Origin of the sequence: Corynebacterium sp. c3Ub_189 (assembly GCF_039907195.1) — a bacterium.
Taxonomy (GTDB): domain Bacteria; phylum Actinomycetota; class Actinomycetes; order Mycobacteriales; family Mycobacteriaceae; genus Corynebacterium.
Map to the genome: position 1 here is coordinate 45,278 of NZ_JASBOF010000007.1, position 23,718 is coordinate 68,995.

At 59.6% G+C, this 23,718-nt stretch carries 17 protein-coding genes and 1 pseudogene; 7 read left to right on the plus strand and 11 right to left on the minus strand.

Annotation, left to right across the window (positions count from 1 at the left end):
• Together QKD99_RS04965 and QKD99_RS04970 are read left to right on the plus strand one after the other, a co-directional pair.
• Entirely contained in the window at positions 1-843 is an 843-nt protein-coding gene (locus QKD99_RS04965; RefSeq protein WP_347950875.1) for an HAD family hydrolase, read from the plus strand.
• A gap of 120 nt (positions 844-963) precedes the next feature.
• Positions 964-4,716, plus strand: a complete 3,753-nt coding sequence (locus QKD99_RS04970; RefSeq protein ID WP_347950876.1) for an acyltransferase family protein — start codon at positions 964-966, stop codon at positions 4,714-4,716.
• 193 nt (positions 4,717-4,909) lie between these two features.
• Here the strand turns inward: QKD99_RS04970 and QKD99_RS04975 are convergent, their stop codons facing one another.
• Positions 4,910-5,233, minus strand: a complete 324-nt coding sequence (locus tag QKD99_RS04975; protein ID WP_005323747.1) for a putative quinol monooxygenase — start codon at positions 5,231-5,233, stop codon at positions 4,910-4,912.
• A gap of 88 nt (positions 5,234-5,321) precedes the next feature.
• Positions 5,322-5,912, minus strand: coding sequence for a hypothetical protein (locus tag QKD99_RS04980; protein ID WP_239277791.1), 591 nt, complete (start codon positions 5,910-5,912; stop codon positions 5,322-5,324).
• 163 nt (positions 5,913-6,075) lie between these two features.
• On the opposite strand from QKD99_RS04980, the pseudogene QKD99_RS04985 reads away from it, so the two are divergent.
• A pseudogene (locus tag QKD99_RS04985) lies at positions 6,076-6,809 on the plus strand (AEC family transporter); the annotation flags it as partial.
• Between the two features lie 20 nt (positions 6,810-6,829).
• Here QKD99_RS04985 and QKD99_RS04990 read toward each other — a convergent pair.
• Together QKD99_RS04990 and QKD99_RS04995 are read right to left on the minus strand one after the other, a co-directional pair.
• The gene (locus tag QKD99_RS04990) at positions 6,830-8,563 is read right to left on the minus strand and encodes an alpha/beta hydrolase (RefSeq protein ID WP_347950877.1); all 1,734 of its coding nucleotides are present in this window, start codon (positions 8,561-8,563) and stop codon (positions 6,830-6,832) included.
• Entirely contained in the window at positions 8,530-10,338 is a 1,809-nt protein-coding gene (locus QKD99_RS04995; protein ID WP_347950878.1) for an ABC-F family ATP-binding cassette domain-containing protein, read from the minus strand. The genes QKD99_RS04990 and QKD99_RS04995 overlap by 34 nt, the downstream gene beginning before the upstream one ends.
• A 92-nt stretch (positions 10,339-10,430) precedes the next feature.
• On the opposite strand from QKD99_RS04995, the gene QKD99_RS05000 reads away from it, so the two are divergent.
• Positions 10,431-11,762, plus strand: coding sequence for a hypothetical protein (locus tag QKD99_RS05000; RefSeq protein WP_347950879.1), 1,332 nt, complete (start codon positions 10,431-10,433; stop codon positions 11,760-11,762).
• On the opposite strand, the gene QKD99_RS05005 is transcribed toward QKD99_RS05000, so the two are convergent.
• From QKD99_RS05005 to QKD99_RS05020, 4 genes are all read right to left on the minus strand, one after another.
• Entirely contained in the window at positions 11,763-12,743 is a 981-nt protein-coding gene (locus QKD99_RS05005; protein ID WP_347950880.1) for a 4-(cytidine 5'-diphospho)-2-C-methyl-D-erythritol kinase, read from the minus strand.
• Entirely contained in the window at positions 12,744-13,604 is an 861-nt protein-coding gene (rsmA, locus tag QKD99_RS05010) for a 16S rRNA (adenine(1518)-N(6)/adenine(1519)-N(6))-dimethyltransferase RsmA (RefSeq protein ID WP_347950881.1), read from the minus strand.
• A gap of 72 nt (positions 13,605-13,676) precedes the next feature.
• On the minus strand, positions 13,677-14,858 hold the full coding sequence (locus QKD99_RS05015; RefSeq protein WP_239273875.1) for a resuscitation-promoting factor: 1,182 nt from the start codon (positions 14,856-14,858) through the stop codon (positions 13,677-13,679).
• 285 nt (positions 14,859-15,143) lie between these two features.
• The gene (locus QKD99_RS05020; RefSeq protein WP_284868126.1) at positions 15,144-15,971 is read right to left on the minus strand and encodes a TatD family hydrolase; all 828 of its coding nucleotides are present in this window, start codon (positions 15,969-15,971) and stop codon (positions 15,144-15,146) included.
• A gap of 25 nt (positions 15,972-15,996) precedes the next feature.
• Between QKD99_RS05020 and QKD99_RS05025 the strand changes: the two genes are divergently transcribed.
• Positions 15,997-16,491 carry an N-acetyltransferase family protein gene (locus QKD99_RS05025; protein ID WP_347950882.1) on the plus strand — a complete coding sequence of 165 codons (495 nt, stop codon included), beginning with the start codon at positions 15,997-15,999 and terminating at the stop codon, positions 16,489-16,491.
• A gap of 10 nt (positions 16,492-16,501) precedes the next feature.
• Positions 16,502-17,002 (plus strand): GNAT family N-acetyltransferase, encoded by a 501-nt coding sequence (locus QKD99_RS05030; protein ID WP_284766863.1) that lies wholly within the window; start codon positions 16,502-16,504, stop codon positions 17,000-17,002.
• Between the two features lie 124 nt (positions 17,003-17,126).
• On the opposite strand, the gene metG is transcribed toward QKD99_RS05030, so the two are convergent.
• The 3 genes from metG to rsmI all read right to left on the minus strand — a co-directional run bounded on the left by metG (position 17,127) and on the right by rsmI (position 22,070).
• Complete coding sequence (gene metG, locus QKD99_RS05035; protein ID WP_297552856.1) at positions 17,127-18,959, minus strand: methionine--tRNA ligase; 1,833 nt, start codon at positions 18,957-18,959, stop codon at positions 17,127-17,129.
• Positions 18,960-19,111: 152 nt separating this feature from the next.
• A complete protein-coding gene (locus tag QKD99_RS05040) occupies positions 19,112-20,968 on the minus strand; it encodes a BCCT family transporter (RefSeq protein ID WP_284767685.1) in 1,857 nt (618 codons plus the stop codon).
• A 247-nt stretch (positions 20,969-21,215) separates the two neighbouring features.
• Entirely contained in the window at positions 21,216-22,070 is an 855-nt protein-coding gene (gene rsmI / locus QKD99_RS05045; RefSeq protein WP_347950883.1) for a 16S rRNA (cytidine(1402)-2'-O)-methyltransferase, read from the minus strand.
• 24 nt (positions 22,071-22,094) lie between these two features.
• On the opposite strand from rsmI, the gene QKD99_RS05050 reads away from it, so the two are divergent.
• A complete protein-coding gene (locus tag QKD99_RS05050; RefSeq protein WP_198492750.1) occupies positions 22,095-23,714 on the plus strand; it encodes a phospholipid carrier-dependent glycosyltransferase in 1,620 nt (539 codons plus the stop codon).
• Positions 23,715-23,718: the final 4 nt, after the last annotated feature.

Consider the following 23,718-nt stretch of genomic DNA (forward strand, 5'->3'; position numbering starts at 1 on the left):
ATGCACCTATCCACCATAAGCCAATTCACAGATAGGTTCGGAATTTTGCTCCCACAGCTCATCGCCCTGGATATGGACGGCACCCTACTGGACGGCAACGGCCAGCTTCCACCAGATTTCGCCGCGATCAGCACCCGTGCCCACCAGCTCGGCGTCACCCTTGTACCCGCCTCGGGCCGCCAGCTCGCCACCCTGCAAGAGATGTTTCCGCACGAGGACACCTTCATCGCCGAAAACGGATCCGTGGTCGTCCACGATAATCGCGTCATTAGCGCCACTACCTTGCCCAGCGCAGCTGTGCGCGCCGCCATGGCCGCACTCCAGTCTGTCGAGACCCCGCATACCGTAGTGCTGTGCACGCCGGATACCGCCTATGTCCACAAAGGCGCCAATAAACAGGCCCGTGCTGAGATTGCCAAGTACTACAGGTCAGTGGAATGGGTAGATGACCTCGATGCACTACTGGATACGGACATCATCAAAATCGCCGCTTACTGCGCCGACGGCAGCGAAAAGCACCTACACCAGCCCCTTCTTGCGGCCGTACCGGAACACAATATCGCCATTTCTGGCGCCGTATGGCTCGATGTCATGGCCGCTGGCGTCAATAAGGGCGTAGCACTACAAACCATGGCCGAGCTCCTCTCGGTTCCTATGCCTCGTACCGCAGCTTTTGGCGATTTCCTCAATGACTACGAGCTCCTCCGCGAGGCCGGCACCGCGATCGCAATGGAAAATGCACACCCAAAGTTGAAGGAAATCACCGATCACATCGCCCCACCCAATACCGAATATGGGGTCATGACAGTTCTGCGTCAGCTTTTTGACAGCGAAGAGTCTTAGACTCGAATTTTCGCCTCCGCCCCGCGCGCCGCACCGCTACTCCCCTGCATGAGGAGAAGTGCTGGTGCGCAGGCTAAAATAGTCCGTTTAGAAAATATACGTAGTGCTTTGGGAGTTTTTGTGAAGCAAATTTTGCGCTCACTGCTGGGGAAGAAGAAACCTGGGCGTTCGAACGAACCACGCACACCGGTCTATCAGCCAGTACCGCCCAAAGCTGGCTCTACCAGTGCGCCCCAGACCCCTAAAAACAAGGATTCTGCGCGCCAGAACTCGACCAACACCGAATCCACCACGGGTGCCCAATCCACCGAGCCGAAGGGCAAGCCCCAGGACCGCACCGCTAAGGACGGCGAGTCCAAGAACCAAGCTAAACAGACACCTGCGCGCAAGCCCACCCCGGCAAAGGCTGCACAGGCTTCCGAATCCAAGCCTGCTGCTGCGAAGCCGAAAAGTGCGAAGCCTGCCGCCAAGCCCGCGGCTAAGGACACTACTCAGCCCAGCACTGAAAAATCCCAGGCAAGCAAGGCCACTTCCGCAAAACCGCAGCAGGCTAAGTCCGCCTCGCCATCGCCTGCAGCCAAGGCGCCAATGACCAAGCCTGCAGCCCAAGGTTCTGCCACCAAGCCATCCACCACACAGCAAAACAAGGCAGAATCCTCCCCCAAAACAGCTGTTAAAAAGCAACAAGACTCGCCTGCTCAGGACAAGAAGCCACAGCGCAAAGCACACGAACCGGTTCAGCGACCACGCCGCGGCGCAAGCTTTAGCACCACCCCGCCTAAGTCCTCCCCAAAGACTCCGTCTACCCGCAGTACTTCCCCGAAGCCGGCCGCGAAGCCTGACACCCAACCCTCTCAGAAAGGCGCGGTAAAGCCCGCACCTCAGACTCAACCCACTACCCAGAAGCCGAAGCAGACGCCCAAGCCGTCCTCTTCTTCCAGCGCGAAGAAGGCTTCCCCGCAACCGGCAAAGCCGCAGAAATCCCAGCCGGCTAAATCCAAGCCGGCCACCGGCCAGCAGCAAGCGCAGAACCCACGTTCCCCCAAGCGCGTGCCGGCAAACTCGGCAAAGCAGCAACCGCAGCCGCAACCTACGCCGAAGAAGAACGCGCAGCCGTCAAAGCCCTCGCAACCGTCCAAGGGCCAAGGATCAGCACGTACTCCCGGCTCTGCAAAGCAGAAGGCTGCCCCACAGGTCTCGACTCCTAGCGCTCCAGCGCCAAAGAAGGGCACCTCTGCCCCCAAGCCGAAGGTGGCTGCGCCAAAGACTGCATCTGATCCTTCTCAGCAGAAAGCTGGGGCGGCGCAAAACCAGACTGCTCGCAATGGAAACAAGGTAGTCCAGCCGAAATCGCAGCTAGGCACACCCGCTAAGGGCAAACTGCCCAAGCAACAGGCACAGAAACAACAGCCGCAGCCGAAGGCAAAGGAGGCGACGCCTCAAGACAATGCCAAGGAGGTAACCAAGCGCCGCCCGCAGGTTAAGCCCTCCGATATCAGTCGCGGATTGGCTCGTAAATCGCAGCAGGTGGGCACTCCAACCCCGGCCCAGCAAAAGCCGTCGCGAGCCGCTCAAAAGCCCAAGGCAAAGCAACAGCCTGGTTCGCCCCAGCCGAAGAAGGCCGAGCCTCAAGCCGCTCCGAAGACGAAGCCTGCAAAGGCAGACAAGTCCGCTGCGACAGGCGCCGTAGCAGCTGGAGCGGGTACGGCCGCCGCCGCTGCCGCCGCTGAGAAAAAGCGGGAGAAGGCACAGCCGTCGAAGGAGCAACATCCAGCCCCTGAAAAGCCACAGGCAAAGGCGGCACCGCGCCAGCCACAACAAGCTGCGCAAAAGCCAGCATCACAGAAAGCCTCGATCACGCAGGTAGATACTAAGTCTAAGTATCCGCTACAAAAGCAGGCCAAGGACCCTGAAGCGCTGGCTACGCCGCCAGAGAGCAAGGTAGTTAAGAAGAAGCGCCACGCCCGCCTGCGCCAGGTCAAGGGGCTGGATGGACTGCGCGGCCTCGCAGTTATTGCCGTGGTGCTGTACCACTTCTTCCCTTCCCTGCTTCCCGGTGGTTACTTGGGCGTTGACCTCTTCTTCGTCCTCTCCGGATTCCTCATCACCTCGTTGCTGGTGCGCGAATTCCGTACCTCCGGCACAATCAGCTTGAAGGACTTCTGGGTGCGTCGATTCCGGCGCATCCTCCCAGCAGCTGTATCCGTCCTGGTCATGTGTACCGCTTTGGTGGCGTGGATAGGCGGGGACCTAGCGGTCGGCTTGCGCCAGCAGTTCTTGGGTACTCTATTCTTTGTCAATAACTGGACCCAGATCGCCACCTCCCAGTCCTACTTTGCGGACAATGAGATTCAGGTCTTTGCCCACTATTGGTCGTTGGCCGTGGAGGAGCAGTTCTATGTCTTCTGGCCGCTTCTTATTACCGGCGTTTTCCTGATTTCTCGCCGCAAGCCGCGCCGGCTTCCTATCCTCGTAGCCGCAGTCTTAGCTATCGGTTCCGCCGTGGCCATGGCGCTCATCTACGTGCCGGGTGAAGACCCGACGCGCGTCTACTACGGCACCGATACCCATGCTTTTGGCCTGCTCACAGGCGCCGTGCTGTCTTTGCTGATGACCTCTACCAAGTCCGACCCGCAGGCGGATTCGTGGGCAGCGGCAGGCAAAGCCGAATCGCGCATCGCCGGAATCATCGGCACTGTGGCGCTCATCGGCTACGGTGTCCAGCTATTCCTCATGCCGGATGACGCGGAGATCACCTACCGGGGTGGGCTCTTCCTCACTAGCGTGCTTGGCGTCCTGATGGTGTGGGGCGTGGTTCGCGAATACGGCCCGATGACCCCGCTCTTTAGGACCAAGGTCATGCGCTGGTTTGGCCAGCGATCCTTCTCGCTGTATCTCTGGCACTGGCCGGTCATCATGATGCTCAAGGCGCTTTTCGAGGGCAACCAGAACTCCGATAAATCGTGGATCCTGGGCCTTGTAGCCGTGCCTATTTCGCTGCTTCTGTCCGAGATTTCCTATCAGTTCATTGAGAATCCGTTCCGCCGCGGCGGCTATAAGAAGACATGGAAGACCTACTGGTCCTCCCGCCCAGGATTTAGCGAATTGCGCGATGGCTTTGGCACGACCATGTGGCCGGTAGTCCCATTCCTGGTCATTGCCTCTGTAGCCGGCGTAGTCTACGGCGTTGTTAATTCCAGCGATAAGACCGAGTTGGAACAGCAGCTGGAGGAGCTTCAGCAGCAGAACCAGAGCAGCAACAATGCCCCGGTGCAGCCGAATGATGCTGCGCCACAGCCGCCTGCTGAGGACAACGACGATAAGGCTGCCGCGAAGGATAAGAAGACCCGCCCGATGCCACAGGGCAAAGACATCACCGCTGTCGGCGACTCAGTGATGCTGGCTTCTAGTGGCGCCCTCAAGCAGCGCTTCCCGCAGATTTACGTCGATGCAGAGGTATCCCGCCACTACACTGCGGGTATCCAGGTTCTGCAGCAGCTCAAGGATTCCGGCCAGCTGCGCGATACCGTCTTCCTCGGGTTTGGTACTAACGGCCCTGCCTTCCCAGACCAGATCAAGGAAGCGCTGGATATCATCGGCGAGGACCACACCGTTGTCATGGCTGTTCCTTATGGTGACCGTGAGTGGATGGCCCAATCCCAACAGGATGTCCTCGACGCCGCCAAGGAATACGACAACGTATACATCGCTGACTGGTGCGGACATGCACAGAGCAACCCGGAGATCCTCTACTCCGATGGCGTCCACCCGATGCCGGAACGCACCGGCGAGTACTCGGATGCCTTCTACGATGCTCTAAAGCAGTACTCGAATGGCGACAAGACCGTGTCTTCGCAGTGCGTGCCGCAGTAAAGGAATGGAAGGCGCGAGGAGGGGCGTCGGAAAGCGCCTAGTTCCCACCCCTCCCCGCCCTTCGCGCTCACCGGAAGGTGTGCTCCGCTAGAAGCAGCATCCGCTGTGAGCGCGAAGGGCGCTGGTGCACCTAGGCATAGAAAAAGCTCGCCCCTCTACATTGCAGTAGAGGGGCGAGCTTTATTCGTTGAGATTAATCGACGGAGAATTCGCCCATCTTGTCCCAACCGGTGCGGCCTTCGATATGAACGTTAATGATGTCCGGGGTTTCCACGAGGTACTTCGGGAATTCCTCGCAGGAGCGCTGGAAGTGCTCGCTCTGGACGTGCTCTACGTCCTTGCCGTCTGCGTAAGACTCCAGCAGCAGGAAGCGCTGGCGGTCTTCTGGATCGCGGAACCACTTGAAGTCGATGCAGCCCGGCTCTGCATTGCAGGCCTCGGTGTACCAATTGATTTCATCGAGGAAGGTTTCTGCGTATTCGGGCTTAACGTGGAACTGTACGTTGATCAAAATCATGCCCCGATCCTACCGGCACCTTGCAGCCTCGTCATCGCTGCAGATAGAGGCCACGAATGCGGTGAAATCGGGACTAGTGGAATGCAGTTTAGTTGAGGAAGAACTCCGCAACGTAGATGTAGGTTCCGTCATAAGCAGTTGCTACACCAAAGCCGTGTGGGGAACCAGCATTGACTGGTACATCGCGGTTAAACCAGTTCAGACGGTCTTGTGCCTGCTGCTCGGTGAGACGGTGAACAGAACCCTGGCCTTCGTCCTTGTGATTCAGGCCGTGGGCTACCCCGCCCTTGTAGTCAAGCTTGCCGGCGGCACCCTGGTTGGCCCATTCCTGGGCGATGGCGGCCGCGTGGGCGTCCTTGCGGTGCCCAGCCTTCTCGAGGTGGGCGGTGGTGGCGGCCCCCAACTCACCAGCTACCTTGGGCGCGTGGCCCGCTGGTTTGGCCAGGAATTCTGGCAGCGAGATATTGTACTTCTCGGCCAGCTCATAGGCCTGCGGTGGCAAGGTGAGGCGGAAATCCTTCACAGCGGCGAAAGGATCAGAAGAAAGCTGCTGAGCTTGCGAAGAAGCCTGCTGAATTTGCGGCGGCAAGGCCGGCTGAGCAGAGGCCACGGTGGATGTACCAGTAATGACAAGAGCGGTGGACAGGACGGCTACGGTTGCACGGTGAGAAAGCTTCATGCCCTCTACCGTGCCATAGGTGGCCGGCAGTCTGGAAGGAGTTTCCGGGCTGCGCAGGTAATTCGATACAACTTTGTTATGCTCCCTGTGGTCTTGAGGGAATACGGATGGTGAGACTATATCCTCACCGCGCTTTTGGAGTACTGCGAAAGGTTATTGACTGCTGCTGGACGTATTGACCGCGTTCGCGATTATTTTCGTAGTCATCGACGTCGGGTTTGTGCTGGCTCACAGGGGTGTTATCGGCAGGGCGAGGCGTGCTTGCAATTCAATCGCACGGCCTTCTGGGCGGCTACTCCGGCACTCATCTTTTCCAGCGTGGCAACATCCAATACCTCCGCGTTTGCATCCCCAGTGGTGGCCGTGATCGCTGCGGCGGCGAGCTCCTACAGCTCGGTCAATATTGGCCTGCCCATTGCCACCTATGCCATTGGTGATGCCACCTACGTCATCCCAGCATTGGTTCTCCAGATGGCGGTGCTCTCCCCGTTTATCATCGCGGGTCTCAATGCGCAGGGCACGAGCCTGCGATCGATATGGAACTCCGTGCTCGCAGGGATTACCGCGCCTGTGGTGTTGGCTACGGTGGCGGGATTTATTGTCTCCGCGGCGCAGTGGCAGGTACCGGATGTGGTGATGAAACCGCTGGAGATATTGGGTGGCGCTTCTATTCCTATGATCCTGATGAGCTTTGGTGCCTCGTTAAAGGGCGACGGGCTGCTGGAGGAGGACCGTCTGCCCACCCTTACCGCGACGGTATTGAAGTTGGTGGGCATGCCCGCTTTCACGCTGGCCGTGGGCGCAGCGCTGGGGCTAAACGGCGTGGAGTTATATGCGGCATTGATTCTGGCTGCCTTGCCTACGGCACAGAATGTGTATAACAATGTCGCCACCTATGAGGTTTGGCTAAAGCGCACTTAGTATATGCCGACGTCGAGCGCGGCAAATTGGCGTTGCAGCTCATCGGGGTCAATGGCTCCCGCCACCTCTGGACCAGCGATGGCGGCAAAGCCGTCGAGCACCGATGCACCGTAGTTATGACCGTGCCCATCGGGTACGTCCTTTGCGCCGGGCAGATCGGCGGCTACTTGGAGGGAAGAGATGAGGGGCATCCACTGCATCACGCGCTCGGCAGAATACGATGTCCGCTCGCGCATCCAATCCGGCTCCTTAAAGGCCATCTGTGGCGACCACCAGGCCACCGGGTCCGAGGGGTGTTGGATATAGAGCATGCGGGTGCGTCCCCACTCCTCTTCTGGCACCGTGCCCCATTGGCGCACCTGCGCGTCATCGTTGGCAAAGCGCACGACGAGGCCGCCGGCGTATTCGGGAGTTATCTCAGAAGAGCCAGGGTCGCGGCGCTCCACAAACTGGGTGCGCAGGCGATTAAAGTGCGGCGGCCCCGTCAATAGGATGCCGTCGACGGAATTGGCGATATCGCGCACCCCGGAAAAGGCCGCTTCAATGCCCGTGGTGCCTAAGGATTCGCCGTAGAGGTAGAGCTTCGGGCGCTTGTCCTCCGGCAGCCCGTTCCACCAGTCCACGATGGGGTTAATGAACTCCTGCCCGGCGCGTTCTACTTGGCCGCCGCCGGACAGGAAATGCAGCGCCGAGGGCATGGCAGAGTATTGGGCGACCGCAATGGCGGTGTCGCCGCCGTAGAGCAGCTCGAAGGCCTGGGCGGAATAGGACGACACCCATCCCGTTCCGGTGGTCATAATGAGAAGCAGGGCCTTGCGGTCTTGGGCGTGGGTGCGCTCGAGTTCGTCGATAAGCAGCTGCGCTCGCTCCTCATTGGAGGCGCGATTGCCCAGGCCGGCATAGGCGCGAATGGGTTCTTTAGCCGGCTTTCCGGTAACCTCTTCCAATTCCGCGCGGTGCGCACCGGAGGAGAGGAAACGCGAGCCTTGTAGTCCCACCCCATTCCAGTCCACGCGGGAGTCTGGGGATCCACTGCGCTCAGCAGACGTGGGACGCTGCGTTGCAGGATCGGGCTCGGCATTTTGGGCGGTAAAGATTCTTTCCCCCACACCCACAATGGCGCCGGGGATGAGGTTTTCCACGGTATACGTGCCCACCAGTGCCACGATGAGTACCGCACCCACAACGCGGTAGGCGGCGCGGAAGCGCTGGGGAAAGTGGCTGGAAAGCCAGCGCACGCAAAAGCGCAGCAGGCGCAGGAGGAAAAGAAAGGCGGTAAATACCGCCAGTGCCAGCGGAACCACCAGCACATAGCTCGCAATGGTGGGCGCCGGTGCGGACAGGGCGTCTGCGAGTTGGCGTTGCCACCGCACGGCAAAGACCGCAAAGCCTATCATCCAGACCACAAAAGCGGCGGTGGCGATGCGGGAGGCTAGGCGGTAGCGCCGAGCTGGCCACGTGGCGGCATCGAGCCAGGCATGCCGAGGCGCCACATAGCGCACCACCAGCCGGTACCACACGAGCTTGAGGGCGATGCCCAGCGTATAGCCGAGTCCTGCGGCGATGCCGGAGACGAGCCCTTGGTAGAGCCAATCGCGCGGCAGAATGGATGGGGTAAGCCCCAGGGTAAAAAGCGCTGCGGCGCCGATAATGCCCCACAGGTCGAGGTAGCTGACAATATCGGCGATGCGGGCTTCTACCCTTCGAGCTTCTCCCCCAACTCCAGCCATTCCATCTCCAGTTCCTCGTAGGCGCTGCGGTTTTCCTTTAAGTCTCCGTCCAATTCGGTCAAGGCCTGGGTATCAACCTTTTCCGCGGCGGTGGCCATCTTCTCATTAATCTGCGCGGACGCCTTTTCCAGCTTGTGCATCTTGCGCTCGAGGGCGTTCATCTTCTTGGTGATTTCGCGCTCTTGCTGGGACGAGAGCTTCTTTTCTGGTTTCGGTGCAGCGTTGTCTGCCTTCTTTTCTCCCAGGTTAAGCACACCGGAGCTCTGCTGCGCCTCAAGTGCGGCGCGCTTGCGCAGGTACTCGTCGATGCCGCCGGGGAGGTTGGTGAGCTTGCCATCGCCAAAGAGCGCGTAGGTGTTATCCGCGATGCGCTCAATGAGGTAGCGATCGTGCGAAATGACCACCATGGTGCCTGGCCAGGAGTCCAGGAGGGACTCCAGTTCCTGCAGGGTATCGATATCGAGATCATTGGTGGGCTCGTCCAGCAGCAACACATTGGGCTCGGCCATCAGTACGCGGGTCAGCTGCAAGCGGCGGCGCTCGCCACCAGAAAGGTCACCTACCGGGGTGCGCTGGCGCTTGGCGGAAAATCCCAGGCGCTCGGCCAGTTGGGAGGCGGAAAGCTCCTTTTTACCGAGCTGGACATAGGTGGCGACGTCCTCGACGGCGTCGATAAGCCGGCGCTGCGGATCTAAGTCATCGAGTTCCTGGCGCAGCCAACCGAGGCGCACGGTTTGGCCCTCGATGCGCTTGCCGGCCGCCAGCTCGTACTCGCCGGCCAAGGTGCGCAGCAGGGTGGTTTTTCCGGAGCCATTAACCCCCACCAAACCAATGCGTTCGCCGGGGGCTAGGCGCCAGGTGAGGTGATCCACCAAGGTGCGACCATCCGGGGACTGCACGGTGGCATCCTCTAGCTCGATAACCACGCGGCCTTGGCGCTGCTTGGAAAAGGCCATAAGCTCGACCTTATTGCGCGGCTCCGGCACGTCGGCGATCAGCGCCTCAGCGGCCTCGATACGATAGCGCGGCTTGGAGGTACGCGCCGGTGCGCCGCGGCGCAGCCAGGCCAGCTCCTTGCGGGCGAGGTTCTTGCGGCGCTGCTCCATGGCATCGGCCTGGCGGGCACGCTCGGCGCGGGCAAAGGTCCAGTCGTTGTAGCCGCCCTCGTAAGTATCGACCACGCCATCGTGTACCTCCCAGGTCCACGTGGCCACGGTATCGAGGAACCAGCGATCGTGAGTAACCACGACCACGGCCAGGTTGCGCTTGAGCAGGTGGTCCGCGAGCCACTGCACGCCTTCCACGTCGAGGTGGTTGGTCGGCTCATCGAGCACCACGAGGTCCAAATCCTGCACTAGCGCGGCGGCCAGGTTCACGCGGCGGCGCTCGCCACCGGAGAGCGAACCCACCGGAGTATCGAGCCCAAGATCTACAATGCCCAGCCCGCCCAAGACATCGCGCACCTTGGCATTGGAGGCCCACTCATAGGTCTCCAATTCCAGCGGCTCAATAATCACTTGCGCGATGGTCAGCTCATCGGGCAGGTCAAAGCGCTGGGTAACCACAGCCATGCGCAAATCAGAGGTATGGGATACGCGGCCGGCGTCGGGCGGCTCGATGCCGGTGAGTACCTCCAGCAGGGTGGTTTTGCCACCGCCATTAACGCCGACGATGCCGATGCGATCGCCGCTTTGCACACCTAGGGATACCCCGTCTAGGAGGGTTTTTAATCCATAAGTTTTGCTGACTTGCTCGAGGTTAATCAGGTTTGCCATAACGAGTGTCCATCTTAATACCTCCCTGCACATACCCCCGCATTCCTCCAACCTATTGCTATTGATTTTCACGTCCAATAGTGTGCCTATGTATGAAGCATTACACACTTTCTCTCTGCGCGGTGCTCTCTGCCGCGGCAGTAGCCATTACCTCCTGTTCCGCCCCCACGGAAGAGGAAAAGGACTCCCTGCACTCCCACGACCACGCGCACAGCGAGGAGGACCACGCTCACGAGCACGACCATGAGCACGGCCATGACCACGCCGGGCACTCGCACGAAGGTTTCGAAGCCGAGGAGGGCGAGACCGAGGTAGCCCAGCTACCCACCCGCATTGTCATTTCCCACGCGGAGGGTCTGCGAGCTTATGACGCTAAGACCGGCAAGGTAATCGGCGAGGACAAAATGAATGCCTTCCTGCGCCTGAGCGATGCCGGCGACGACCGCCACGTCATGGTCACCAAAGGCGATAGCTTCCTTACCTACGACACCGGGCGCATCACCAAGGGCCACGGCGATCACAACCACTACTACACCGCTGAGCCCTCGCTTGGCGACGCCACTATTAACGCACCCCATGCCGGCCACGTGGTCCACCACGACGGCTTTACCGCACTGTTTTCCGATGGCGATGGCGTAGCACGGATTTACAAGACCGAAGACATTGGCAAAGACGATGCCCAGCCGGTCAATACCGTAGACACCGGCGCCGCACACCACGGCGTGGCTGTACCGCTGAAGGATGGCTCGGTAGTTATCACCAAGGGAACCGAGGACGAGCGCCACACTATCCAGCATCTGGATAAGGAGGGCAAGGTCCTTACTGAAACCACCAAGTGCCCTGGCGTGCACGGCGAGGCCGCCGCTGGAAACGGCAATATCTTCTTCGGCTGCGAGGACGGCCCTGTAATCTTCGATGGCACAAAATTCCACAAGGTGGACACCTCCGCCTATGCCGGCGCAGGCGGCTACCAGCGCTCGGGCAATGCTGCCGGATCGGAGGAATCCGATGTCATTCTGGCCGATAATAAGACCGGCGAGGATGCAGAACTCGAGCGCCCCACCTCCGTGACCCTGGTGGATACTAAGGACTTTTCCGCGAAGAAGGTTGACCTCGATGCTTCCTATTGGTTCCGCTCCCTAGCCCGCGGCCCGCTGGGCGAGGCACTGGTGCTCACTACCGACGGCAAACTCAACATCATCGACCCAGATTCCGGCGAAATCACCTCGCAGATCGATGTCATCTCCAGGTGGAAGGAAAATAAGGAATGGCAGCAGCCGGGGCCCATCCTGCAGGCTGCCGATGGCTACGCCTTTATTACCGACGCCCAAAAGAAGCAGCTCGTGGTCATCGACCTTCTCCAAGAAAAGGAAGTCAACCGTTTCGACCTCGACATTGAGCCCACCGAGATGACGGTGCTCTAGCTACAGCACCACGGCGCCGCTGGCGGGTCCATGGGTAGCCACACCCTTGGTTCCGGGAATCTCTACCGTCACTTGGGAGACCACTTCCCTAGCCTCCTCTGCCCCAGCGCAGAGGAAGGCACAGGTCGGACCACTGCCGGAGACAATGCCCGCGAGGGCTCCGGCGGCCACACCCGCCTCCAGCGTCTTACGCAGATCCGGGCGCAGGGAAAGCGCCGCCGGCTGCAGGTCATTATGCAAGTGCTCTGCCACCCGGTGCGGGTCGCCTGAGATGAGCGCCTGCGATACCGCCGCGGTATCCATGTGCGGCGCGCCGCCGCGACCCTTTTCTCGCATCTCATCCAGCTTGTGAAAGACCTGCGGGGTAGATAACCCGCGGTCCGAGGCGATGAGCGCCCAATGGTAGGTACCGCGCGCCATCATCGGGGTCAGCTGCTCGCCGCGCCCCGTACCGAGCGCGGTGCCACCCAACAAGGTAAAGGGAACATCCGAGCCCAGCGCCGCGCCTAACGCGTCCAAGATCGGCTCGCCCACCGAGTCGATGTTGTAATAGCCGCCATAGCAGCGCTCGGCTAAGCGCAGCGCGGCGGCCGCATCAGCAGAGCCGCCCGCCATGCCTCCGGCGGTAGGGATGGCTTTGTGGATTTCCAGCGCTACCTCCGGCAGCGCCTTCGGCCCATGGGTGGTGTATAGGTACTGCATGATGCGGTTAACCGCGGTCCACGCCAAGTTTGTATAGTCCTCTGGCACACCCTGTGCATGAGGGCCCGTAACCTTTAAGCCTTGAATGCGCGGCTTATCCACCTCGGGATTTCCCAAGTCCGTGAGCGTCACGGTGTCATGCAGCTTCAAAGACTGAAAGACACTGGCAAGCTCATGGAACCCATCCTCACGCGGTTCCTCCACGCCGAGGTGAATATTGACCTTGGAGTGAGCGCGCGCGGTATAGACGAATGGTTCGTTATCTAGCGGTGCACTCATTTAGATTCCTGCCAATCGTACGAAGTCCTCTACGGCAAGCTTTTCACCGCGCTGCTTCGGATCGATATCCGCCGCTCGCAGCGCTTCCTCGGCCGCGGCACCCGAACCAAAGTGGCCAGACAATGCCGCGCGGAGGGTCTTGCGGCGTTGGGCAAAGGCGGCGTCGATAACCGGCCAGACATTAGCCCGCGACTCATCGGTGATCGGCCAGGGAGCATCTTCAAAGACATCGATGCGCACCAGCCCGGATTCAATATTGGGCGCGGGCCAAAAGACGTTCTTGCCAATCGTGCCAGCCTTGGAGACCTTGCCATAAAAGCCCGCCTTGACCGAGGGCACGCCATAAACCTTGCTGCCCGGCTGGGCGGCGAGACGGTCCGCCACCTCCAGCTGGACCATCACCAGCACGCGGCGAATGGAGGGAAATGTCTCCAGCAAATGCAGTAGAACCGGTACGGCGACGTTATACGGCAGGTTGGCCACGAGGGCAGTCGGCTCCGTGACATCAGAATCCGTCACGCGCAGTGCGTCCTTTTCCACTACGCGCAGGCGCTGCGCATACCCAGGGGCGCGCTCTGCCACGGTATCGGGCAGCTGCGCCGCCAGGCGGGAATCAATCTCCACCGCGGTCACGTCCCCCACGGCCTCTACGAGGCCTAGGGTCAGCGATCCCAGTCCGGGGCCTACCTCGAGGACGCGGTCTGTGGTATCCAGCTCCGCCGCGGCGACGATGCGCCGGATAGTATTCGGGTCATGCAGAAAGTTCTGCCCCAGCTTCTTGGTGGGCACGATGTCGAGCTTCTCCGCGAGGGCGCGGATCTCAACGGGACCCAAAAGCGCGGCGCCGGTGGAATTAGTCATGCCTTCTAACTTAGTAGAAGAGACAAAAAGGCCGCACACCACAGTGGGTGTGCGGCCAAGAAGCGCTGCGGTTTAGCGCAGGCCCAGCTTGGAAGTACATGCCGGCCATGCGCCCCAGCCTTGCGCTGCCTGCACCTTTTCTGCCACGGCAATCTGCTGCTCGCGGGAAGCCTGCCATGCCTCCGGTGCGTACTCAGTACCGCCGAATGCTGCCCAGGTGGATGGGGTGAACTGCAGACCACCGGAGAAGCCGTTGCCAGTATTAATAGCCCAGTTACCGGTGGCCTCACACTGTGCAATGGAATCCCAGACGGAGCCATCTGCCACCGCCGGAGCAGCAGCACCGGAGTTGCCACCCTTCTCCGGCTTTTCCTCCTCGGACTTCTTGGTGCCGCGGGCAATGGTGGCAGCCTTAGGCTCGACGGTCACCTTTTCCTTGATGACGTCATTGGATTCCTTAGCGCCGTCCTTCATTACCAGCTTGTGGGTAATAACACGCTTGCCCTTAACGCCTTCCTCGCGGACCTCTTCGGTGCCCTCTTCCAGCTCCGGGTCATCGACAAAGTTGGGCTCGGCGTCAAACTCTTCTTCCGAGTCATAAACGGTGGTAGAAACCTGGTCCACCTTGATGGACATGCCTTCGGTAACCTTGGTCTCCTTGGACGGGAAGACGCGGTCATCGTCATCAACGTCGATATTGCGGGCTTTGAGGACGTCCTCGACGGTCTTAGCGGCAATCTTGGTGTAGGTTACCTTGCCGCCATCATTAATCTTGACGATCTTCGGGGACACAACCTCAAGGTCCATGCCCTCTTCCAGCTGGGCGTCCTCGTCCACGTCGGCATCGCCAGACTTCACAGAAGCACCCTTGACCACGCCGTTGAGGTTACCCAGCAGGTCAGAAACGGTGAGGTCGGTGGTGGACAGCTGCTGCTGCACACCGTCGATGGTCACGGCCACCGGCTTGGCGGTGCGCACGGAAATCTCATCGCCATCACCCACGGATTCGGACGGGGCCGGGGAGACGATGTCTTCCTCACTCACCTGCACGCCGGCTGCCTCCAGCGCGCCGTCGACATCCTTGGCAAAGGTAGCCAACTCCACCTTGTCGCCGTTGATGTCCACGGTGACGTCCTTTTGTGCCGCAACGGCTACCACGCCGCCGACGGCCAGGGTGCCCAATACGCCACCCGTTGCCAGACGCAGTGGCAGCGAGCGGGAGTTATTGAGGCGCTTGATCTGATGAGGTGACATGCTGAATGAATCTCCGGTAGTGCAGGTTTCAACAATTACAAGAGTTTAGGTCAGCAAAGAAGTCCACGCAGGCAATTCCCTTGCTCAGATCCGCTGCTGCCGCACCGAGGGTGGCGCTGCACGACCTTAGAACCTAAACGAACGATTAATAACGATACGATAACAGCAAGATAAAGTCGAGGGCTAATCCACCACACGCCTCACTGGGCACACAACCGCCACACCAAACACCCCCGCCACCTCTGACCAGCGGGTTTTATTTTTGTGAAAACCGTCACCTAGGCGTTAGCGCAGGCCGTAAACGCGATCAAAAGTATCGTTTACCTCCGCCGCTAGCGCCTGCACCGCCTGGTGGCGAACGCGAGCGATACATTCATATGTGTGCCCAATAAGAGCCGGTTCATTGCGCTGGCCCCGGTAGGGCTCTGGCGTCATATATGGCGCATCGGTTTCCACCAGAAGCTGGCCAGCCGGCGCCTTCGCCGCCGCCTGCCGCAGCTCGGCGTTGCGCTTGAAGGTGACGTTACCGGCAAAGGACAATACGTAGCCGCGCTCCAAGGCTTCCTCGGCTACCTTCAGCGGCGAGGAAAAGCAGTGCAGCATAACGGTGTCGGGTGAGGGGGCGTCGGCAAGAATGCGCATTAAGTCCGCATCCGCCTCGCGGTTGTGAATCATCAAAGTCTTGCCATGGCGCACCGCGAGGTCAATATGCCACCGCAGAGATTCCTCCTGTTGGGCCATGGTCGCGGTGGTCTCCGGCTCGTGCTGCACCCAGTAGGCATCAAGGCCGGTCTCTCCCACCGCTACGCAGCGCGGATCCGCCACCATTTCCTCCAATGCCACCTTGGTGGGTGCATCCAACTCGTTGGCGCGCACTGGGTGAATGGCACAGGCGGCATAAACATCCGGAAAGGAATGTGCAGTAGCCAGCGCCGCTGCCGATTCACGGCGGTCATCGCCCACCGTCACCATGCGGCTAATACCGGCGGTACGCGCGCGATTGACCAGCACCTCATCGGTGTCCTTGTGAGAAAACAGATGCGTATGCGCATCGATGAGGCCGCTTAGGCCCGGTGCTGGAACGGGAGTGGGACGTCGCTTCTTTTTAGCCATGTAGGCAATTGTAATATTGGCTGCCATGTTGATCAGACCCGCTGGCCTTGCGGATGTGCCCGCCATGACCGAGACCCTCAACTGGGCCATCGAGCACACCGACGTCATTTTCCGCACGACCCCGGCTAGCATCGCAGAGCGCGAAGCCTACCTGCGCCACATCTGGGAAGAGGGCTGCCCGTGCCTCATCGCGGAGTCCGATACTGGCACCTACCTGGGGTGGGCGCTCTACCATCCTTACCGCGATCCGCAGGTGTGGACCGGCTGCTATGAGACGACCATCTATCTCTCCCCCGTCGCTCAGGGCCAGGGAGTGGGCACTGCGTTGCTTGGCACCTTGGTAGATGCGGCCCGCGCCGATGATAAGGTCCATTCCTTGCTCGCCCTCATCGTTTCCACCAATGCGGCATCACTGAAGTTGCATGAAAAGTTCGGGTTTGAAAACGTGGGTACTCTTAAAGAGGTTTGCTACAAGTTCGATCACTGGTTGAGCCTCACCCACCTACAACTTCTGGTGTAAAGGAATTTCTATGCATATCCGTCCTGCTGAGCTTGCCGACGCCCCCGCACTCACCGCAATCTACAACGCCGGCTCCGCAGCGAAACCCGCCGCTAACCTGGTCACGTGGCAAGAAGATGTCTCTGACCGCGAAGAGTGGCTCAAGGAGATGTTTCAGGCCGGCTCCCCGGTCTTTGTAGCCGTGCACGATGATGAGGTCATTGGCTGGGCGGCCTACTTCCAGTTCGTGACCCCCGCCATCTATTACGGCACCGTGGAAGATTCCGTCTACATTGCCCCCTCCGCTCAGGGCAAGGGCGTGGGCTCCGAGCTTCTCGACGCCCTCATGGACTTCGCCGCCGACGACGCCTACGTGCAGACGATGATCACCTATATCGTCGATACCAACGAGGGTTCTATTGCCCTGCACAAGAAATTCGGCTTTACCGAGACCGGCCGTATGCCAAATATCCATACCAAGGATGGCGTCCGCCTCGGCTTGGTGCACCTCCAGCGCGATTTCGAGCGCTAAACCACCCTTCCCGGCAAGGATACGGGTATTTCGTGCTCCTTTTCTTGACCGGAATGCAAAAATGGCCGCGTTATGCCCTTTTCTTTGTTGAAAAGAGACAATAACGCGGCCGTTTTAGGTGCTGTTACTTAGTAACAGGCGCCCACTCTGGGCCTGTCTCGCCCAACTCTGGGTCGAGCTTAGAGATGAGCGGCTTCGGCTTGGCCAAGGCAGTGCCCGGCTCTACCTGGATGCGCTCCCACTTTGCCTGCTGCTGAGTGTAGTCACCCATGATGACCGGATACTCATGACCCTCTGGCGGCAAGCCAGCACCAACGAGCTCTACCGGGATATCGTCCTTGACATCATGGACCTCCGGCTGGGCTGCCCACACACCGCTGCGGCCCAAGGTTTCATGGACCTTCTGCGCGGTAAACGGCAGGTACGGCGTGAGCATGACATTGCAGTCAGAAACCACCTGGAGAGCAGTCCACAGCACGGTAGCTAGGCGCTCGCGCTGGGTCTCATCCTTAGCCAACTTCCATGGCTCTTGGTCTGCAATATAAGCGTTGGCTTCGCCGACGACGTGCATGATAGCGGTAATCGCCTGCTTGAACTTGGACTGTTCCAGCAAAGAACCGGCGGTCTCGAAAGTCTCTTCCGCCAGCTGCAGGATTTTCTTATCCTTTTCTTCCAGCGCTGCTGGTGCTGGAACCTCACCGAAATTCTTAAACGCCATAGAAACGGTGCGGTTGACCAGATTGCCCCAGCCATTGGCCAGCTCATTATTGATACGGCGAACGAATTCATCCCAGGTAAAGTCCGTGTCATTGTTTTCCGGACCGGCCACGGCGATGAAGTAACGCAGGGCATCTGGGCCAAACTCCGCCAAGAAATCCTTGACATAAATGACAACGCCCTTGGACGAGGAGAACTTGGAACCAGACATGGTCAAGTACTCAGAGGAGACAATTTCCGTTGGCAAATTCAGCTCGCCGTACTGGTGAAGCTCACCGCCCTTGTCGCCTTTGCCGGCATAGCCCAAAAGCTCGGCCGGCCAGATCTGGGAGTGGAAGGTGATGTTGTCCTTGCCCTGGAAGTAATAGTGGCGGGCCTCCGGGTTCTGCCAGAAGTCCTTCCAGGCTTCAGGCTGACCAGTGCGGTATGCCCACTCGATAGAGGAAGACAGGTAACCGATGACCGCATCGAACCACACGTAGAGCTTCTTGGCGTTATTGTCCTGCCAGCCCTCAACGGGGATCGGAATGCCCCAGTCAATATCGCGCGTCATGGTGCGCGGGCGCATATCCTCCAACAGGTTTAGGGAGAACTTCAGGACGTTCGGGCGCCAGTCCTCACGGGTGGACAGCCACTTTTGCAGCTCATCCTTGATGGAGGGCAGATCCAGTAGAAAGTGCTCGGTCTCAATGAACTTTGGGGTCTCGCCGTTGATCTTGGATACGGGGTTGATCAGATCCACTGGGTCGAGCTGGTTTCCACACTCATCGCACTGGTCACCGCGGGCGCCATCCGCGCCGCAGATGGGGCAGGTGCCCTCAATATAGCGGTCCGGCAGGGTGCGCCCGGTAGACGGCGAAATAGCACCCTGGGTGGTCTCTTTGAGCATGTAGCCATTGGCATACAGGCCCTTGAAGAGTTCCTGTACCACGGAGTAGTGGTTACGGGTGGTGGTCCGAGTAAAGAGATCGTAGGACAGGCCGAGGTTGGCTAGGTCAGTGACGATCTGGCGGTTGTAGCGGTCTGCCAGCTCGCGAACGGACACGCCTTCTTTGTCCGCTTGAACCAATAGCGGAGTGCCGTGCTCGTCCGTACCGGAGACCATGAGTACGTTGCGGCCACGCATTCGCTGGAAACGTGCAAAGACGTCAGAAGGAACACCAAAGCCGGCCACATGGCCGATGTGGCGCGGGCCGTTGGCATAGGGCCAGGCAACATTTACTACTACAGACTCAGTCATGGGTTCTACTGTATCGAAGCCAGCTCGTGCCCACACGATTAGGGCAGACATTTACTCCGCAGGTGAACCGCATTTTCAGAACAAAGCGCCCACCGCTTCCCCACTGCTGAGGAAACGATGGGCGCTATGAAAGCAACCGCAAAGGACGCGAATTACTTGCGCTTCATCGGGTGCTTGAGACGCTCGTTGCGGCGCTTCTTAAGTACCTGCGTGCGCTGGTATTCGCGGTGCAGGCGGCGCTCGCGGGCCATCTTGCGCTGGAACTGCTGTGCCTCGCGGTACTCGAGGTAAATAACATCCTCGCTCAGAGCCTTGTAGATGGCGAACATCAGGCCAACGACAATGAACAGGAACGGCAGTGCAGCGACGATGGTGACGTTCTGCAGGTTAGACAGCGCGTCTTCATTAGCCAAGAGCAGGGTCAGGCCTACCAAGGCAGTCAGTGCGCCCCATGCCGCGGATAGCCACGGCTTAGCGGTAGAAGCACCATTTTGGGACATAGAGCCCATAACCGTGGACGCAGAGTCTGCAGAGGTGACGAAGAAGGTAGCCAGAAGGACCGCTGCAACAATACCGGCAACGAAGCCACCGGGCATGGACTGCAGGAGATTAAACAGCTCTTCCTCAGCCGACTCGCCGGTAATGGATTCGCCGTTTTGCTCCATGTGGATAGCAGTGCCGCCGAAGATAGCGAACCACAGGGTGGATACGCCGGCTGGGATGAGCAGGACGCCCAGGCAGAACTCGCGGACGGAACGGCCACGGGAGATGCGTGCCAGGAACATGCCCACGAATGGGGACCAGGAAACCCACCATGCCCAGTAGAAGATGGTGTAGCCGGACAGCCACTCACCGGCGGTACCGTTTTCGGACTCGGCGGTGCGGCCGATCATCTCGGTGAAGTAGTTGAGGTAGTTACCAATGGAGCCAGGAATCTGGTTGAGGATGGTAACGGTCGGGCCCAAGATGAACACGAAGATCGCCAGCACTGCGGCAAGGACCATATTCGCATTGGAAATGTACTGAATACCCTTGCCCACACCGGACATCGCGGACAGGAGGAATGCGAGGGTAAGGACCAGCACGATGCCGATAACCACGGAATTGGTGGGGTTATCGATGATTCCGGATGCCTTCAGGCCGGCCTGAATCTGCAGGGCACCCAGGCCCAGGGAGCAGGCGGTACCGAAGACGGTGGCGAAGATGGACAGGACATCGATGAACTTGCCCACCGCACCGTTAGCGTTACGCTCGCCGATGAGCGGCACGAAGGCCTGGCTTAATAGCTGCTTGCGGCCAATGCGGAAGGTGGAGTACGCGATGGCCAAGCCAACGATGGCGTAGACCGCCCAGGGATGCAGCGTCCAGTGGAACATGGCATAGGCCATGGACGAACCCACGTTGCCAGTGCCCTCGCCCGGGGTGCCGTCACGGTAGTTGGCCAACGGCTCGGAAGCGCCGTAGAACATCAGGCCAATGCCCATGCCGGCGGCGAACATCATGGCAATCCACGATGGGGTGGAAAATTCCGGCTCCTCATTAATGTGGCCCAACTTGATGGAGCCGAACTTGGAGGCGGCAATAAAGACAACGAACACCACGAAGACGGTGCCGAAGAGGATATAGGCCCAACCGAAGTTATCCACGACCCAGGTCAGGGCCGAAGAGGAGAAGTTGGCAAAGTTATCCGGGGCGGCCAGGCCCCACACGACGATCGCGGCAATCAGTACGCCGGCAATGCCGACGATGGACCAATCGATTGGCATATTGTCACGATCGGCCGCGATTTCCACCTCAGGATCGTCATAGCGCTCCGGGTGGAAACCATCGGAGTGAATCATATCCTGAAGCTGGCCGGTGGCAGATTGTGCGTCCAGCTGTTCGTCTACAGTCTGATAATTCTCAATAGGCTGCCCGCTCGAAGAAGCAGAGGCCGGCTGCGCCTGGGCGCCGACCGGTTCCTTTCCTTCTTCTGGCGCGCCTGTGCCCATGTTTTCCGAGTTTGTCATGAGCTATACAGTGGTGCGGAACTACTCAATTATCAAACGAAGCACGTAGAAACTTCGCTGCTCAACACCGTTTCCCAGGGATTTTCCACGATAATTTGAAAGGATTTTACGCTTCGTTTCCCCATGTAAATACCGCTTTAAGTCGCCCACACGCCCGAGCACTATAACAATTCAATTACAAAGCCCCCGTTAGTGAAGCCATCTACGCGCGCTACGGGGTGTGACGTAATCGAATAGGCGGTAGGGACTAGTCCTTGCGGGCTGCTAAAGCGGCATCATAAAGCTCGCGATTAGAGACCTCGGTGCCTTTGGCGACCTGCTTGCACGCGTCCTTCAGCCGCATCCCTGCCTCCGCTAGCTCGAGCGCCTTGGGCACCAAGTCCGCGGCGGTAGCGGCAGCGGCCGTACCGCCCTCGATCACCACGGTGATCTCTCCCCGAGCGCCGTCTACTGCCCACTCGGCAAGCTCGCCCAAATTCCCGCGGCGGATTTCCTCATAGGTCTTGGTCAGTTCCCTGCACACCGCGGCCGGGCGGTCGGCGCCGAGAATTTCCGCTGCTTCGGCCAGGGTTTCGGCCACGCGGTGAGGAGATTCGAAGAATACAATGGCTCGCTTTTCGTTGCGCAGTGATTCCAGCCAGGCCTTGCGGGGACCGGGCTTGCGAGGAGGAAAGGCGTCGAAAAGGAAGTGCCCCACGCCCAGGCCCGAAAGCGCCAGGGCCGTCGGCACTGCGGACGGGCCGGGAAAACAGGTCACAGGAATATCGCGCTCGGCCGCCGCGGCCACAAGGGACAGGCCTGGATCAGAAATAATCGGCATGCCGGCATCGGTGACGACGAGGACGGTGCCTGACGCGGCGGCGTCGATAAGCTGCTGGGCTCGGTCCTTTTCATTGTGATCAAAATTGGACACCACCCGCCCGGAAATCTGGATCCCTAAGGCCTGGGCCAGATTACGCACGCGCCGCGTATCTTCGGCCGCGATGACGTCCGCATGCTGCAAGGCATGCATTAAACGCGCGGAGGCATCTCCTACGTTTCCCAGCGGCGTGGCGGCGAGAATTACCCCGCGCGGTAGTGGATCCAGACCTAAAACAGACATACCTCTAGCATTCCATACTCTCTAATGCGCGGTCGCGCTACGTTGTCGCCTAGACTCAACCAAGTGACTATTGCTACCGCTGCCCCATCGCGCACCACGCACGACACCGTGGCCCCGCCAGCACCCCGCGCCTATCAGTGGGGCAAAGCTGACTGGATAAGCACTAGCGTCGTCGGCGTCCTTGCGCTCATTACCCGTTTTGTCGGACTTACTGCGCCCGTTTCCAAGGGCACGCCCGTCTTTGATGAAAAGCACTATGTTCCCCAAGCCTGGGACATGGTGCGAAGCTGGGATAACCTTTTTATCGGCGGCATTGAAACCAACCCCGGCTACGGGCTGGTGGTTCACCCACCGCTGGGCAAGCAGATCGTGGCACTTGCCGAATGGATCTTTGGTTATTCCCCTCTGGGCTGGCGTTTTATGACGGCCCTCTTCGGTGCAGCCACCGTGCTCTTGACGATGTCCCTGGCCCGCCGAGTCTCTTTATCCTGGCAGGTGGCAACCCTAGCTGGCCTCATCGCCGTATTTGATGGCGTGCTCTTGGTCTCCTCCAAGTTCGGCATGCTGGATATCTTCCAAGTCTTTTTCGTTGTAGCCGCCGCCTGGGCGCTCGCCCGCGATCATAATCAGATGCGTGAGCGCCTCCACAACGCGTTTTTGAAGGGCGGGATGGGCTCTTCCGCCTTCGGCCCGCGCTTTGGATTCCGCTGGTGGCGCCTCCTCGCAGGTGTCTGCCTTGGTCTTTCCCTGGGCGTGAAGTGGTCCGGCCTGTACTTCATCATGTTCTTTGGTCTGATGTCCGTCTTTAGCGACCTTGCCTTGCGCAAGCGCTATGGGGTACGCCGCTATATCCTCGGCACCCTGGTGCGCGATACCCCTGCTGCCTTGGCCTCCCTCGTGCTCGTGCCGGTACTGCTCTACGCCTGGACCTGGCGGGCTTGGTTTGCCTCCGAAACCGCCGTGTACCGCCATGCCAAGGTGGATGGCACCATCGAGGATGGATCGTGGCTGCTGAACCTGCCTGATTCCTTGGCCGGCTGGTTCTACTATCACTCCTCTGTCTTGGAATTCCATGCCAGCCTAACCTCTTCCGGCGGCCACCATCACCCGTGGGATTCCAAGCCCTGGGCTTGGCTCGTGGCCGCCCGCCCCATCTTGTACTACTCCTCCACCGACCTGCAGTGCGGTGATGGCAGTAACGAATGTCGCAAGATGCTCTACCTCTTTGGCACCCCAGCCATCTGGTGGCTGGTCATCCCGGCCGTATTGTGGGGCCTGTGGTCGCTCATTATTCGCCGCAACCGCGCTTTCCTTATCCCCTTGGTGGGCTTTGCGGCAGGCTTCTTGCCCTGGCTCGCGGCCTTTGACCGCCAAATGTACTTCTTCTACGCCACGGCTTTTATCCCCTTTGTCATCGTGCTTATTGCGTTAGCTTTAGGCCAGCTCATCGGGCATGGCAGGCCTGTGCGGTGGGGATGGCTGAAGAACTTGGCCGGCGGCCCCGTACGTTGGGGTACCATCGCCGCCGTGTTCTACCTAGCCCTGGTAGTGGCAATGTTCTTCTACTTCTCCCCCATTTTGTACGGCTACAAGATTCCAGATTCCTGGTACCACTCCATGATGTGGCTGCCGAGCTGGACCTAACCTG